A 15,409-nucleotide genomic window follows, 5' to 3' on the forward strand; every position below is an offset into this window, starting at 1 on the left:
TTTAAATCCCCCTAGTTAGTGCAAACTACTCTCCTCAGTTTGCCTCTAAAAATTCGCTCAATGCCGTTAGGACACCTTCGTTTTGTTCAGAAGAACCAACGGTAATTCTAACTGCTGTCGGAAAGCCGAGAGCATTTCCAGAACGGACGATATATCCTCTCTCTTGCAAATATTGGAAAATCTTATCTCCATCCACTTTAAAATCAATTAAGATAAAATTGGTTTGCGTAGGATAATAGTCCAGCTGGTGCTGTTCGCAGAATTCATAAAACTGTGCCACACCTTGTCTATTTTTCTCTTTGCAATCTTCGACAAACCCTTGATCCTTAATAGCTTCACTAGCTGCTAATTGACCTAGTGAATTGACATTAAACGGCTCCCTAGCTGGCTCAAGGGCCTTGACAATAGAACGGTTAGCCACCCCATAGCCAACCCTTAATGCAGCAAGTCCGTATATTTTTGAAAAAGTTCTAAGGACAATAAGGTTGTCATATTTCCGTGTCAGGCTGATGGAATTGTAGTAATCTTCTGCTACTACATATTCATAATAAGCCTCATCCAGCACAATAAGAATGTGTGAAGGAACCTGTTCTAAAAATGGGATTAATTTATGTTCCGGTATATATGTACCCGTTGGGTTATTTGGGCTGCAAAGCCAGATGACGTTTGTTGTTTCGTCAATAGCTTCAAGCATCGCATCTAAATTATGGTTTCCTTCGACAAGAGGTATTTCCTTAATTATTGCCCCATCTATTACAGCGTTGTGCTTATATTGAGAAAATGTCTGATCAGCCATAATCGTACTGGCATTTGGATGAAGCAGGGCTCTAGAAATCATTTGAATCAAATTATCAGAACCATTTCCTAAAATGATTTCATCCTTTTCAACCTGCAAAAACACCGAAAGTGTCTCTCTTAAATGAGTAGCATATCCGTCAGGATAGATTGCTAAACTTGTTTGATAGGATTCAAGAGCTGCAAGCACCTCTTGAGAGCATCCAAAAGGATTTTCATTTGAAGCTAGCTTAACAATCTTATCCAAGTTAAATTGTTTTTTTACTGCCTCAATTGATTTTCCTGGCTGATAAGGAGTCAATGATAATAATTGTTCTTTCCATCTCATTTTTCCTACTCCCTTCGTATCGAACATCTTGTTTTTTTCTTAACAAATCTTTTATTACACTAAACTGCTGCCAAGGTCAGGTCTTAATACTTTTGCCCCTTTTAAATAGACATGAACTATTTCTTCCTGCGGGACGCTTGTATTCACATGCATCATTACTCTGACACACATTTTTAAAGAATTAACTACAGGTATTTCCCTCATACACACGACAGGCACATACGTCCATCCTGCAAATTTCCTCATTGCCTTTGCCGGAAAGACAGCATTAATGTCTTCTGTGGTTGAAATAAATACGGAGGCGACGGAATCCGGTTGAATATGATTGGCTTCAATCATTTTCGCAAAGAGCTCCCCTGTGGCATCGAGAATGTCTTCCTCAGTATTTTCACTGACCGTCGTTGCTCCCCTCACCCCTCTAATCATGGTAAAAAATCCCCCTTAAATTTAAAAACTTTTTAATTCATTCAATAATACCGATTCAGATATTTCCTCAAGTCTAGGCTGCCCTACACTATCCAGCAGCACAAATCGAATAGACTCGCCTACTGATTTCTTATCCTGTTTCATTTTGCTAATCAAACGCTCAAATGAAAGCTGTCCGGGTATGTCAGTCTCATATCCCAGTGATTTAACCCAATCAACAAACTCAGATAATTGAAAGTTCATTCCCAGCAATTTGTTACTTAATTTTAAAGCATAAATCATTCCAATCATAACCGCTTCACCATGAGTAAAATTTCCATATCCCATTTCAGATTCAATGGCATGTCCAAGTGTATGTCCTAAATTCAAAAAGACGCGTACACCAGTTTCTCTTTCATCCTGGGAAACAAATTCGTTTTTTATCCTGATCCCTTTTACTAAGGAATCCGATAATTGCGATAATGGTAAAGAATTCAAATCATGTATATTGGTTTTTAGCCAAAGATAGAAATCAGAATCAGCAATTAGCGCGTGTTTAATAACCTCAGCAAACCCTGAGCGAACTTCTTGGATTGGCAGCGTTTTTAATAATTCAAGGTCATAAAATACTGCTTCTGGCTGATGAAATGCACCAATCATATTTTTACCTAAGGGGTGATTGATGGCCACTTTTCCACCGACAGCACTATCATGGGCAAGGATAGTAGTTGGGATTTGAATAAAAGGAATTCCCCTCATAAAGGAAGCAGCGACGAACCCTGACAGGTCACCAACAGCACCACCGCCAAATGAAAGAATGACGGATTTTCGATCCAATCGATTCTCAAGTGCCGCAGAAAGGGCATCATAATATACTTCAAAGGTTTTTGCCTTTTCCCCGCTTGGTGCGGTAAAAATAACGGGATTCCATTCTTTCAAAACGACCAATAATTTTTCAAGATGCAGTTTCTCAACCGTTTCATCTGTCATAATTAATACTCTTGTTAGATTAGTAAAATGGGTGGATAAGAATGTGCCAAGTTCCTTTCTAACCCCTTCTCCAACAAAGACAGGATATTTTTTGGACGCTGTTTGGATTTGAATGGTTTCCATTAAAAATCCCTCGCATATTCACGCTGCCTATTAATTTCATCGGCAAAGGTTTCAAATCGGTCACTGTAAAATTGTTCAATAAGGGCGTTTGCAAGCTCCCAGGCAACGACATGCTCTGCAACAACTGCTGCAGCAGGTACAGCACAGCTGTCAGAACGTTCAACGCTCGCCGCAAACGGCTCTTTCGTTTCGATATCAACACTCATTAATGGTTTATAAAGTGTTGGGATTGGTTTCATTACGCCTCTCACGACAATTGGCATTCCAGTAGTCATTCCGCCTTCAAACCCGCCAAGCCGGTTTGTTTTGCGGTAATATCCTCTTTCCTTGTCCCAAAGAATCTCATCATGGACTTCACTTCCAGGTTTTCTTGCCGCTTCAAACCCAATACCAATCTCTACACCTTTAAAGGCATTAATACTCATAATGGCTGCTGCTAATTTCCCATCTAATTTACGATCGTAATGAACATAGCTCCCCACTCCTGCCGGCATTCCCGTTGCAATAACCTCAACTACCCCGCCAATAGAGTCACCATTTTTCTTTGCTTCGTCGATTGCATTCATCATTTCCTGTTCTACATTTGGGTCAGCAACTCTTACAGGAGAACTTTCTGTTCGTTCTTTTAACTCAGTTGTCGACAAAGAAGAATCTACATTTGCTTTAATTCCACCAATTTCGATAACATGTGCTACAAGCTCAATCCCAACTAAAGATAAAAGCTTCTTGGCAACAGCACCTGCTGCCACGCGAACGGTTGTCTCTCGTGCTGAGGATCGTTCCAGTACATTTCTCATATCCCTGTGGCCATATTTAATCGCGCCATTTAAATCGGCATGACCAGGTCTTGCCCGCGTTACCTTTCGTTTTATTTCTTCCTCTTCTCCTTCTTCAATCGCCTCAATACCCATAATTTTTGTCCAGTGCTTCCAGTCATTGTTTTTCACTACTAAAGCAATTGGAGACCCGAGTGTTTTTCCATGACGAACACCAGAAACAATTTCTGCTGTATCTTTTTCTATTTGCATGCGTCTTCCACGGCCATGGCCTTTTTGACGTCTAGCCAGTTCATCGTTAATATCTGTGGCCTCAAGCGGCATCCCTGCTGGCAGGCCCTCTAAAATTGTTGTCAGCTGCGGCCCATGGGATTCCCCAGCCGTTAGGTATCTCATTCCCATACTCTTTCCCCCTTCAACTCATTAAAGAAATTATGTATCAATATATCATATCATGCTTAATAAACATAGTATAATAATTCAGAAAATTTTTGTAAACGCGTACAAAAAAAGCGCTTGTATAGTGATATACAAGTGCCTTTTTAGGTTAGATTAATAAATCCATTCGTTTACTAACTTAGAGTACTCAACTACTCCAGTATCTTTAAAAAACAAGCCGATTTCACGCTCTGCGCTTGTAGGTGAATCAGAGCCATGAATCACATTCTTACCAACTGTTAGGCCAAAATCTCCGCGAATAGTACCAGGCGCAGCATCCTTTGGATTAGTTGCTCCCATCATTTGGCGGGCAGTTGCAATTACATTTTCTCCTTGCCATACCATTGCAAAAACAGGACCGGATGTAATGAAATCTACAAGTTCACCAAAGAATGGGCGTTCCTTATGTTCACCATAATGTTCTTCAGCAAGTTCAGTTGGAATGCTCATTAATTTAGCTCCGACTAATTGGAAGCCCTTTCTCTCAAATCGTGCAACGATTTCACCAATAAGATTACGCTGAACGCCATCAGGCTTGACCATTAAAAAAGTTTTTTCCATGAATTCCACTCCTAATTGATTATGTATATTGATTGTTTCTTCCGAGAACAATCCATGGAAAATGTTATCACTTTTTTGAATATTTAGCAACATAGAAAAATCTGATTTTCCTTTGTGCCATTCAAAGACTTACGTTAGAATTTTCGTCTGCCAATATATTTCGCAATATCCCGCAGTGTTTTTTTAGCTTTATTTTCCGGAAGTTCTTCTAAAATAGTCAAAGCTTTTTTTAAATATTGATCACTTAAAGCAAATGACTTTTCGATAGCACCAGATTGTTTGATAAGGGAAATGATGTTAGAAATATCCTCAGGAGCCATATTCTCGTTAACCTTTTCAATTTCCCTCTTGATCTCGCCCATTTCCATTGCGTAAAGAGCCGGAGCCGTAATATTCCCTTGTAACAGATCACTGCCTGCAGGTTTTCCTAATGCCTTCTCCGTTGAAGTAAAATCTAATATATCATCGATGATTTGATAGGACATTCCCACATAATAGCCAAAACGGTAAAGCCTCTTATGGAGGGCTTCTTCAACACCCGAGGCAATTGCCCCTAATTGGCAGCTGACAGCAATTAACAAGGCTGTTTTCCTTTTGATTCGACGAAGATAATCTCGAAGGTTTTGATTAAATCGGTATTTATCTTTTATCTGCTGAATTTCCCCCACGCTCACTTCAACCATGGTATTTGCTAAAATTTTATGGGCAGCAGGGTTTTCGATATTTGTCATTAATTCTAAAGCAAGGGCAAAAACAAAGTCGCCGGTATACATTGCGATTTTATTATCCCATTTTGATTTAACTGTTGGCTGGCCTCTGCGAAGATCAGCGTCATCAATCACATCATCATGGACAAGGGATGCCATATGAATGAGTTCAAGAGCAACAGCGACATTTTTCATTACATGTATATCATAATGGCCAAATTTACCTGCAAGTAAAACAAAAACAGGACGAATTCTTTTTCCTCCGGCTTGTAATGTATGCATGGACGCCTGTTTCAAAAGATTAGACTCAGTTTTGATTGTCTCTTCCAATTCTTTTTCGATTATGTTAATATCCGAATTCAAAAATGAATACATCATTTTTAATTTCATTTGTATTCACCCAGCTTTTCATCCTGTCTTCAACTTAAATGAATTATTTTTTTTTGCCAATATGCACAGCTGCCGCACCGCCACTATAACCCTTGAACTTCACATCTTTAAAGCCTGCTTGTTCAAACATTTTGGCAAGTTCCCTCATTCCAGGAAAATCACGTGCTGATTCATGAAGCCATGCATATTCCCTAAAGCTCTTCGCTAACAACTTTCCGAATAATGGCATGATGAAGCGGAAATAAAAATAGTAAAGTTGTTTATATCCGATTAAGGTAGGCTGTGATGTCTCAAGACAGACAGCAATACCACCTGGTTTTACCACGCGATGCATTTCTTTCAATACCTGCAGATAATCCGGGACATTCCTTAATCCAAAGCCAATTGTAACATAATCAAAGCTATTATCAGGAAAAGGAAGTTCCATTGCATTGCCGTGAATCAGCTTTACCTGTTCAAGCCCAAGGTCTTTAACCTTTTCAATCCCCACATTTAACATATTTTGACTAAAGTCTAAACCCGTTACCTCACCTTTAGAGCCAACTGCTTCAGCTAAGGCAATGGTCCAATCGGCCGTTCCGCAACAAACATCGAGAGCTTTTGAACCAGGCTGAACATTCATTCTTTTCATGGTGTCTTTCCGCCACTTGATGTGCTGCTGAAAACTAATAACCGAGTTCATTTTATCATAGTTATCAGATATCTTTTCAAACACATTGTGAACGCGCTGTTCTTTCGATTGCTGCATGTTTTACCCTTCTTCCACAAAAGTTTTCGCATTTGGCTGATATTGATTCAACAAAAACGTAACCTTCTTTTCAAGCATGTCATTTAAGTAAGGAAGCTGTTTTAATCCTCTTTCTATCACTTCTTTCGAAAGTTCTAGATAGTTGTCGCAAATCTGTACTAAATGATTCCGTTGTCCGCTTGATAATTCTTCCAACCTTAATTTATTTCCAGGGAAGCTCATAGTTTTCAATGTTTCAAACAAAACGGAGCTTTCCGAAAGAAAATATTGCTTTTTCTCATGCAATAACCGTTTAAATAAAAATAAATGAGCAAGGAAGTCATTCCAAAAATCCACTTTAAAATATTCGGAGAGCTTTGTAAGTAAGGCACTTTCTATCCGCATGATGCTTGCCATCAATTTTTCTATTCCCTCAGGTTTATTATGGTAAATAAAAACCTTATTTTCGTTGACTTCTTTTACCCCTTTTGAAAGTGATTTAATCATCATGATATCTTCCGATTCAGCAAGTAATTTATAATACAAACCACTGAAATAATCACCGGCAAGAACAGTTAATTGACGACCTTTTTCATCCTTTGTTGAATTGGAAATATGTTCATGGGTATCAAGGGCAATTTGTATTAACATCGTTGACAATGCATAGTTCTTGATTTCGTTAAAGGACAATTCGAGTCGGTCCATTATGGAGATGAGGATAAGGAGCTTATCTTCGTCAATAATAGGAGTTTCAATATATGTGAGCAAATAGGAGTCAAAAGCCCTTTTTTCAATCTGCTCCCTAATAATTGTATATTTTTGTCGAATATCCTGCACGCTAATCACCCTTGCTTCCCCGAAGTTAAATATTTATGTATCTTTATTTTTTATTTAAAGGAAAAATTCATGCCCATAAAAAGAAGGAAAATAATCATCTGACTTCTATAAGGCAGACATCATTATAACATAAAAGGCATCATATGGGCAGAAATTCACAAAATAAACATCTGTATGTGACTTTGAATTATTCCCCATTTCAATAAAGAGGAGGTTCTTATTTCTTTGTTTCGCTTTCGAGTTCACCAAACTGAGTCAGAATTTTTGCGTTTCCCCTAATTTTTATTGCTGAAGTATGCTCAGTAAATTGAGCAATCAGTACTTCTCCTTTATCAAGCTTTTCTGAATGATGGAATTTCGTATCTGTTCCTCTGGTTAATCCAATGACATTGACACCATCATCAATTGCTTTTATGACGATGTAATCATTATTTTGCTGATTGCGCTTTTCCATTATAAACACCTCATATTATTTAATTAAGGAGAGTACTTCAGAGCGGGCGATGGCATCATCTGCAAGAACACCGCGAACTGCTGTAGTTACTGTTTTAGAGCCAGGTTTTTTAACACCGCGCATTGTCATGCACATATGCTCTGCTTCGACTACGACCATTACCCCATGCGGCTCTAACTTCTCCATCATGCTTTCTGCTATGGTCGAGGTAATCCGTTCTTGAAGTTGTGGTCTCTTGGCTACCGCTTCAACTGCACGTGCTAATTTACTTAATCCTGTAACACGACCATTTCGCGGAATATAAGCAACATGCGCTTTACCAAAGAATGGGACAAGGTGGTGTTCACACATTGAATAAAAAGGGATATCCTTCACTAAAACTAGTTCTTCGTGGTCTTCGCTAAAAATAGTTTCAAAATGCTGCTTTGGATCCTCATTTAATCCGCTGAACACTTCTTCATACATTTTCGCCACTCTTTTTGGTGTATCAAGCAATCCTTCTCTATTCGGGTTTTCACCAATTGCTTCTAATATTAAACGTACCGCATCTTCAATTTGGGCACGGTTCACTTCTGGCATACTGAATTCCTCCTATGTATATCAATCAAGTATAGACAACAACTACATATTAGCATAATCCCATCTTTGCAGGCAAAAAAGAAAAAAGGCCATGGACTTTCTCCATGACCTTTTTGCTTTAGCATGCCGCTTAAAGCAATAATTTATGTAATTATTTTACTGCGTCTTTAAGCGCTTTACCTGGTTTGAAAGCTGGTACTTTGCTTGCAGCGATTTCAATTTCATCGCCTGTTTGAGGGTTACGCCCTTTACGCGCTGCGCGCTCGCGTACTTCAAAGTTACCAAAACCGATTAATTGTACCTTATCACCATTTTTTAAAGCATCTAAAATCGCATCAAAAACAGCATCAACTGCTTTTGTAGCGTCCTTTTTAGAAAGCTCGCTTGCTTCAGCTACTGCATTAATAAGTTCTGTCTTGTTCATGCCATTCACCTCCTCCCAAATAAATTATCAAGATTCGTAAATAAGATTACTTATCTACATTTCTAAACAATTTTTCTAATTTCTATACGTCATAGCGCGGTTTTATTACCAAATTAATACATTATGACCACTATCATTAAGGTAAATCTACTTTTTTATTGAAAACCCTATGAAATAAGGGGTTCAAGCACTATAACGTAATTCTGTTAAAAGATTATCATAATCAATTCAGCATATCAAGAAGATTTCATGAAATAATGGTAATCTTTTCTTTCATTCAACAAAATTCTACCAAATTCCGCTTTTTTGATAAGAAAATTGACAAAAAAAAGACTCCGAATGGGAGTCGAAGGCTAAAGGATAATGGCAATTAAGCCACCAGATCCTTCGTTTATGATTCTTTCTAATGTTTCTTTTAGTTTATATCTTGCATTCTCCGGCATTAAGGAAAGCTTGGCTTGGATTCCCTCACGGACAATAGAACTTAAACTGCGCCCGAAGATATCAGAATTCCAAATTGATAATGGATCGTCCTCGAAATCCTGCATGAGGTAGCGGACTAGCTCCTCGCTTTGCTTTTCGGTACCGATAATGGGGGCAAATTCCGATTCTACATCGACTTTTATCATGTGTATCGATGGTGCCACGGCTCTTAGCCTTACCCCAAACCTTGCACCCTGACGTATGATTTCCGGTTCTTCCAGACTCATATCAGCTAAACTTGGTGAGGCAATCCCGTATCCCGTTTGTTTCACCATTTTTATAGCATCGGCAATATGATCATACTCTGCTTTTGCATGAGCAAAATCCTGCATAAGTTCCAGAAGATGATCCTTTCCTCTGATTTCTACCCCGACAATTTCTTTTAAAATATCATCATATAATTCATCCGGGGCAATTAAATCAATTTCAGCCACCCCTGTACCCATCTCAATACCGGCTAAACCCGCCCGTTCAATGAATTCAAAGTCACTAAACTGCTGGACAACATAGTCCACATCTCGTAATCTCTTGATATCTTTTACTGTTTCTTTCACTGCCTCTTGATAGCTTTCGCGGAGCCAATGGTTTTCCCTCAAGACCATTACCCAGCTTGGCAAGTTGACATTGACTTCAAGTACTGGAAACTCATATAGTGCCTCCCGAAGGACATTGAGGACGTCGCTGTCACGCATGCTTTCCACACTCATGGCGATAACAGGGATATCATATTTTTCAGCTAAACTTGATCTTAGTGTTTCAGTGCTTGGGTGGTATGGCTGCGCACTGTTCACCACCATAATAAATGGCTTGCCAACCTCCTTCAGCTCATTAATCACTCTTTCTTCCGCCTCAATGTAGTTACTTCGTGGAATCTCACCAATAGTTCCATCAGTTGTAACCACTACTCCAATGGTGGAATGTTCTTGGATGACTTTTCTTGTGCCAATTTCAGCGGCTTCATGAAATGGGATCGGCTCTTCATACCAAGGGGTGGTAATCATTCGCGGCCCATTTTCATCCTCATAGCCTTTAGCCCCCGGTACGGTGTACCCGACACAATCCACAAGTCTGATATTAACATTCAGGCCCTCGTCAACATGAACAGTTGCTGCCTGATTTGGGACAAATTTAGGCTCAGTTGTCATAATTGTTTTTCCGGCAGCACTTTGCGGCAGCTCATCAAGTGCCCGTGATCTTTCTGCTTCACTGTGTATATTCGGTAAAACAACAAGCTCCATAAATTTTTTAATAAATGTGGATTTTCCTGTTCGTACAGCACCTACTACTCCTAAATAAATATCACCGCCAGTTCTTTCGGCAATATCCTTAAAAATATCGACCTTTTCCAAGTGATCCCCTCCCGATCATAGAGTAAAGTGGGATAATAACATCCATTTTAGGTATTTTTGGACAATATATGTTTATGACGTTGTCCTATCTAGTTATGACACTTTTCTAAAATTTTTTACCTCCTTACTATAAATTCACATGGTGCAAGATTATCTTTATTTCGCTGAACATTTGTTTTTATGGAGGGTTTCTAACTATGGTCACGGGTATGGAACTATAAAAGCCCCTACCACGATATTATTTTTCTACATAAAAAAACCCTTCTCCTACAATATATTTCATAGGAGAAGGGTTATGACTATTCTTCTAAAAATACAGGCTCCTCACCTTTGGAATCGAGCGTGTAAGGCAAGGAATATGCAGGAACAAACATCGATTCATTCACTAAAATAAAGCGAATATCTTCACCCGGTTCTAGATCTGCTTTCGTGTTCTTGAGTGCCTGATAAAGGTCTGGTCGGTAATCCACGTATACTTCAGCATCCCCTGTTACGACCAAGGAGAGGTTTTGGTTAGTGAATGGACTAACAACATATGGCGGCTTCTCATACCCTAATTGTTTATAATCCAGCGAAAATACATTTTTGGCTATCTGTTTTTTATAGGGCGGAAAACCGTTAGATTTTATTCTTAATTTAATATCACGGATAGTTTCTGTCATCCGCAGGTCAAATAACTTAACAGTTGGATTCGTTTCCACATCAACTAGGACGTATTGAAAAACGCCGCCGCTTTCAAAGGCATTTCCCGGCGGTTCAGCCATATATTGTGGGGCGATTTTTTTAAATTCAATCGGATATTTTTGAAAAATCGGTGTATCAGCATCCCTTGTTTTAATTGGCAGAATACCGCCATTGTCCTTTTTAAAGTCATCTACAGCCGTTTGAACTGCTAGGATTTGATCTTTATAAGGGGTTTGATTCTGCGCTAATTCTTCTTTTGGGTACATACATCCCGATAACAGCATCACTGTTACAACAAGAAAAATGCCCAGCCATTTTTTTTTCATAAAATCACCTTTTATCTATGTAGTTAATCCCGTTAACCGAGGAATACAATCAATAGGCTCAATCCGGCAACAACCAGAAATACATAAGCAATAATCGCTGTGATAACCCGGAGAACCCCTTTTAACTTATACCTGCTTAAATAAATCGTTATGATCGCAAGAAACATCAGTGCCATACCAGCGACCGATATCCACATTTTTATCATACCTGGCGACAAACTTCATTCCCCCTTTTCCGACTGCTATTATAGCACAAGAAGAGCGAAAGCGCCCGTTTAGCTGCGTATAGACTGGAGCGCTTCGACTGAGATAAAGGAAACACGGAGAGCGTAAGCGATTCGATGTTGACTTATCGTAGGGAGAAGAGCGAAGTCTACTAGCTGCTGGGCGCTGTAGCTGGACAATTCTCAAAGTCGAAGTTTATTAACTCAACAAAAAAATCTGAAGTAAAGAGGGGCGAATTCTCTACTTCAGATCATTAGACTAAATAACCCAATCTCCAGCGTCATCCTACCAGGATGCTTCTTCGTTGCATTGTATGCAATAAAGGTAAAAAGCGCGTCATGTGAATGCCTAATTTAATCAGAAAAGGGCACATTTTTAGCCTTCAGTATACTTTTCATCCAGCACATTTACTAAATCTTCCATCTCATGTGTTTTTCCGCGGGCCATTAACACGTCCACAGCATCCTTAGCGTTCTTACCGTTAAATAAAACATTATAAAGTACCGTGGTTATTGGCATATTAACATCATATTTTTTAGCAAGCTGATAGGCCGCTTTCGTTGTTCTGACACCCTCGACAACCATTCCCATATTATCAAGAACTTCATCAAGCGTTTGTCCCTTACCAAGCAAATTACCGGCTCTCCAATTCCTTGAATGGACGCTGGTACAGGTAACAATTAAATCACCTATTCCTGTTAGACCGGAAAACGTTAACGGATTGGCGCCCATTTTCGTCCCAAGGCGGGCTATTTCCGCTAATCCACGGGTCATCAATGCTGCCTTGGCGTTATCACCATAGCCAAGCCCATCAGTAATACCGGCAGCTAAGGCAATGATATTCTTTAAGGCACCGCCAATTTCAACTCCGATTACATCAGAATTCGTGTATACACGAAAATTATGGTTGATAAATAAATCCTGGATTTTTTCAGCAGCCTCCATATTTTCAGAAGCGACAGTAACCGTTGTGGGATGCCTGAGGCTAACCTCTTCAGCGTGACTCGGGCCGGATAAGACGACAATATCTTTTAAGAGTTCTTTTGGCATTTCTTCTTTGATCATTTCGGTTATGCGTAAAAGGGTATCAGGCTCAATTCCTTTACTTACATGGGCAATTGTAATGGAATCTGCTTGTACTGCACGGATTTTCCCGAGAACTTCACGTATGGCCTTAGTCGGAACCGCTAAGATAACCGTGTCCACTCCCGCTAAAGCATCACTTAAGGAAGCATAGGCGACAATCAATTCCGGCAGCGCAATTTCAGGTAAATATTTTTTATTCGTGTGAAACCCATTGATTTCCTTCACCTGGTCTTCCTTATGGCTCCATAGACGAACTTCATGTGCATTATCTGCCAGTACAATTGCTAAAGCTGTACCCCAGCTCCCAGCGCCCACAACTGCTATGGCTGCTTTTTTATTCTGCATGAAAAGTACACCCGCCTTATCTTTATTTTCTTTCTCTCGCATAAATTTTGATAGGGGTTCCCTCGAATCCAAAAGCATCTCTAATTCGATTCTCAAGAAAGCGCTCATAGGAAAAATGCATTAATTCAGGTTCATTGACAAAGACCACAAATGTAGGAGGCTTGATTGCCACTTGGGTCGCATAATAAATTTTCAAACGTTTCCCTTTGTCAGTCGGCGCCGGATTCATCGCAATTGCGTCCATAATTACGTCATTTAAGACACTTGTCTCAACCCGCATGGAGTGGTTTTCACTTGCAGTATTGATCATTGGCAGCAGGGTATGAATCCGCTTTTTCGTTTTCGCAGATAAAAATACAATTGGAGCATAACTAAGAAAAAGAAAATGTTCCCTAATCTTTTGTTCTAGCTCTTTCATTGTCTTCTCATCTTTTTCAATCGCATCCCATTTATTGACCACGATGACAACGGCACGGCCTGCCTCATGGGCGTATCCGGCAATCTTCTTGTCCTGCTCAATGATCCCTTCTTCGGCATTAATAACCACAAGCACGACATCGGAACGTTCAATCGCCCTCAGCGCACGGAGAACACTATATTTTTCTGTTGTTTCATATACTTTACCTTTTTTTCTAATTCCCGCGGTATCAATAATGACATATTTATCACCATTATACGTATAGGGTGAATCGACGGCATCACGTGTTGTTCCGGCAATATCGCTGACAATTACACGATCTTCGCCCAAAATAGCGTTAACAAGTGATGACTTTCCGACGTTAGGCCGTCCAATTAAGGAAAACTTGACCACATCATCATCATAATCTAATTGCTTGTTTTTTGGAAAGTGTTTTGCTGCCTCGTCCAATAAATCGCCAAGTCCCAGACCGTGTGAACCGGAAATGGGGATGGGTTCACCGAAACCAAGTGCATAAAAATCATAAATTTGTTCGCGCATTTCGGGGTTATCGATTTTATTAACCCCTAAAACAATCGGCTTTTTAGATTTATATAATATTTTAGCCACTTCTTCATCCGCAGCGGTTACTCCTTCTCGTCCATTAGTTAAGAAGATAATCACGTCTGCCTCATCAATCGCCACTTCCGCCTGCTGACGAATTTGCTCGAGAAACGGTTCATCACCAATATCAATTCCACCCGTATCAATTATATTAAATTCATGCGTCAACCACTCACCGGAACTGTAAATTCTATCTCTTGTTACTCCTGGAATATCCTCCACGATAGAAATACGCTCACCGGCAATTCGATTAAAAATCGTTGATTTCCCAACATTGGGACGTCCTACAATGGCAATAACTGGTTTTACCATTCTGATCGCCATCCTTTCTTATATTAAAAATATTTATTGTTATGTTAGCAAATCATCCATAAGTTCTTATTAAGTAAAGAAACCCTTCTGTCATCTAGAAGGGCCTAACTTTATTATTTTAACAATGTTAACCCTTTCCCGCAATGGAAACCTTAATAAGAGTCTTTTCAGGACGATTTTTGTTTTCCTTTTTCAAAAAAGTGAAAATGATTTTGAGAGATACTTCCTGCGTTTTCCAAAAGGCTCCAACCGACGAGCAATACAACAATTAAGGCACAACCATCTAAATACTCAAAAGCTCCAATTGGATATGGAAAAGGAAATTTATTTAAGATAAACGCATATAAAAATTCTCCCTGCATGGTGCCGATCATGATAATCAGCAATCGTCCCTTTAATGTTTTTTGCAATAGGATGACAAGATATCCAAAAATAATTCCCATCATCCATTCCTTTTTAAAGATAATCCAAACAGGATCAAAGACCTCAAATAAATGGAAGGTTACATAAGCAATTGACACGATTAATGAACAAATAAAATAATAGATGATTGCTCGACGTTTTTCCCCGCTTAAGAAGAAATAAGAAGTGATTAATAAAAACAAACCACCCGCCTTTATTTCAAAGCTCCCTGCCACAAACTGAAAATTAGATAAAAACAGCAAAATGAGGATGATAGCTGATAGTTTTAACCGGTATGGATTTTTTTTATTTTGTAAAAATGTCAGGTATACCCAAAAGGACCAGCATATCCAATAAAACATGGCGCCTTCCATATCATTCACCTCCTATTCTTATCATTATTGGTAATCTTTATGTACTTTAATACTTCTTAGAATAATATTTCCAATGTGAATCATCTTATTAAGAGGAGGTGTGGATGAATGGGAAAAGACCGCCAAGAAAAAAAGTTAAAAGCAAGTAGAAGAGTGGAGTCAGACCGCGATCAGGCGTTACACTATCCAGGCGCAACCAAGCTTTCAAGCCCTGAAGAGGCACGGGGTTTAAATGATGGAAAAAGATAAGAAAAAGCTCTCGCGGGTG

At 39.3% G+C, this 15,409-nt stretch carries 18 protein-coding genes; 1 reads left to right on the plus strand and 17 read right to left on the minus strand.

Annotated features, from left to right (window positions below; all coding sequences use genetic code 11):
• Nucleotides 1-34: 34 nt before the first annotated feature.
• The 17 genes from hisC to BABA_RS09155 form a co-directional block, all read right to left on the minus strand.
• Nucleotides 35-1,123 carry a histidinol-phosphate transaminase gene (gene hisC / locus BABA_RS09075; RefSeq protein ID WP_007084868.1) on the minus strand — a complete coding sequence of 363 codons (1,089 nt, stop codon included), beginning with the start codon at nt 1,121-1,123 and terminating at the stop codon, nt 35-37.
• Between the two features lie 54 nt (nt 1,124-1,177).
• Nucleotides 1,178-1,549 (minus strand): chorismate mutase, encoded by a 372-nt coding sequence (aroH, locus tag BABA_RS09080; protein ID WP_007084869.1) that lies wholly within the window; start codon nt 1,547-1,549, stop codon nt 1,178-1,180.
• Nucleotides 1,550-1,570: 21 nt separating this feature from the next.
• Nucleotides 1,571-2,641 (minus strand): 3-dehydroquinate synthase, encoded by a 1,071-nt coding sequence (aroB, locus tag BABA_RS09085; RefSeq protein ID WP_007084870.1) that lies wholly within the window; start codon nt 2,639-2,641, stop codon nt 1,571-1,573.
• Nucleotides 2,641-3,813: a chorismate synthase gene (gene aroC, locus BABA_RS09090; protein WP_007084871.1), complete on the minus strand. Its 1,173-nt coding sequence runs from the start codon at nt 3,811-3,813 to the stop codon at nt 2,641-2,643. Before aroC ends, aroB begins: the two co-directional genes overlap by 1 nt.
• Nucleotides 3,814-3,969: 156 nt before the next feature.
• Nucleotides 3,970-4,416, minus strand: a complete 447-nt coding sequence (gene ndk / locus BABA_RS09095) for a nucleoside-diphosphate kinase (RefSeq protein ID WP_007084872.1) — start codon at nt 4,414-4,416, stop codon at nt 3,970-3,972.
• Nucleotides 4,417-4,550: 134 nt separating this feature from the next.
• Nucleotides 4,551-5,513, minus strand: a complete 963-nt coding sequence (gene hepT, locus BABA_RS09100; RefSeq protein ID WP_007084873.1) for a heptaprenyl diphosphate synthase component II — start codon at nt 5,511-5,513, stop codon at nt 4,551-4,553.
• 43 nt (nt 5,514-5,556) lie between these two features.
• Nucleotides 5,557-6,261, minus strand: a complete 705-nt coding sequence (locus tag BABA_RS09105) for a demethylmenaquinone methyltransferase (RefSeq protein WP_007084874.1) — start codon at nt 6,259-6,261, stop codon at nt 5,557-5,559.
• A gap of 3 nt (nt 6,262-6,264) precedes the next feature.
• Nucleotides 6,265-7,086, minus strand: coding sequence for a heptaprenyl diphosphate synthase component 1 (locus BABA_RS09110; protein ID WP_235749628.1), 822 nt, complete (start codon nt 7,084-7,086; stop codon nt 6,265-6,267).
• A 208-nt stretch (nt 7,087-7,294) separates the two neighbouring features.
• On the minus strand, nt 7,295-7,531 hold the full coding sequence (gene mtrB / locus BABA_RS09115; protein WP_007084876.1) for a trp RNA-binding attenuation protein MtrB: 237 nt from the start codon (nt 7,529-7,531) through the stop codon (nt 7,295-7,297).
• 15 nt (nt 7,532-7,546) lie between these two features.
• Nucleotides 7,547-8,110 carry a GTP cyclohydrolase I FolE gene (folE, locus tag BABA_RS09120; RefSeq protein ID WP_007084877.1) on the minus strand — a complete coding sequence of 188 codons (564 nt, stop codon included), beginning with the start codon at nt 8,108-8,110 and terminating at the stop codon, nt 7,547-7,549.
• A gap of 151 nt (nt 8,111-8,261) precedes the next feature.
• A complete protein-coding gene (locus tag BABA_RS09125; RefSeq protein WP_007084878.1) occupies nt 8,262-8,534 on the minus strand; it encodes an HU family DNA-binding protein in 273 nt (90 codons plus the stop codon).
• 353 nt (nt 8,535-8,887) lie between these two features.
• The gene (spoIVA, locus tag BABA_RS09130; protein WP_007084879.1) at nt 8,888-10,366 is read right to left on the minus strand and encodes a stage IV sporulation protein A; all 1,479 of its coding nucleotides are present in this window, start codon (nt 10,364-10,366) and stop codon (nt 8,888-8,890) included.
• A 299-nt stretch (nt 10,367-10,665) separates the two neighbouring features.
• Nucleotides 10,666-11,376 carry a hypothetical protein gene (locus tag BABA_RS09135; protein ID WP_007084880.1) on the minus strand — a complete coding sequence of 237 codons (711 nt, stop codon included), beginning with the start codon at nt 11,374-11,376 and terminating at the stop codon, nt 10,666-10,668.
• 32 nt (nt 11,377-11,408) lie between these two features.
• Complete coding sequence (locus BABA_RS09140) at nt 11,409-11,594, minus strand: DUF2768 domain-containing protein (protein WP_007084881.1); 186 nt, start codon at nt 11,592-11,594, stop codon at nt 11,409-11,411.
• A 382-nt stretch (nt 11,595-11,976) separates the two neighbouring features.
• Nucleotides 11,977-13,032, minus strand: a complete 1,056-nt coding sequence (locus BABA_RS09145; RefSeq protein ID WP_040345813.1) for an NAD(P)H-dependent glycerol-3-phosphate dehydrogenase — start codon at nt 13,030-13,032, stop codon at nt 11,977-11,979.
• A gap of 22 nt (nt 13,033-13,054) precedes the next feature.
• Nucleotides 13,055-14,365, minus strand: a complete 1,311-nt coding sequence (gene der / locus BABA_RS09150; protein WP_007084883.1) for a ribosome biogenesis GTPase Der — start codon at nt 14,363-14,365, stop codon at nt 13,055-13,057.
• Nucleotides 14,366-14,532: 167 nt separating this feature from the next.
• Nucleotides 14,533-15,141 (minus strand): YphA family membrane protein, encoded by a 609-nt coding sequence (locus BABA_RS09155; protein ID WP_007084884.1) that lies wholly within the window; start codon nt 15,139-15,141, stop codon nt 14,533-14,535.
• 108 nt (nt 15,142-15,249) lie between these two features.
• Here BABA_RS09155 and BABA_RS26465 point away from each other — a divergent pair, with 108 nt between their 5' ends.
• Nucleotides 15,250-15,390, plus strand: coding sequence for a YpzI family protein (locus BABA_RS26465; protein ID WP_007084885.1), 141 nt, complete (start codon nt 15,250-15,252; stop codon nt 15,388-15,390).
• Nucleotides 15,391-15,409 lie beyond the last annotated feature (19 nt).

Origin of the sequence: Neobacillus bataviensis LMG 21833 (assembly GCF_000307875.1) — a bacterium.
In the GTDB taxonomy this organism is placed as follows: domain Bacteria; phylum Bacillota; class Bacilli; order Bacillales; family Cytobacillaceae; genus Neobacillus; species Neobacillus bataviensis.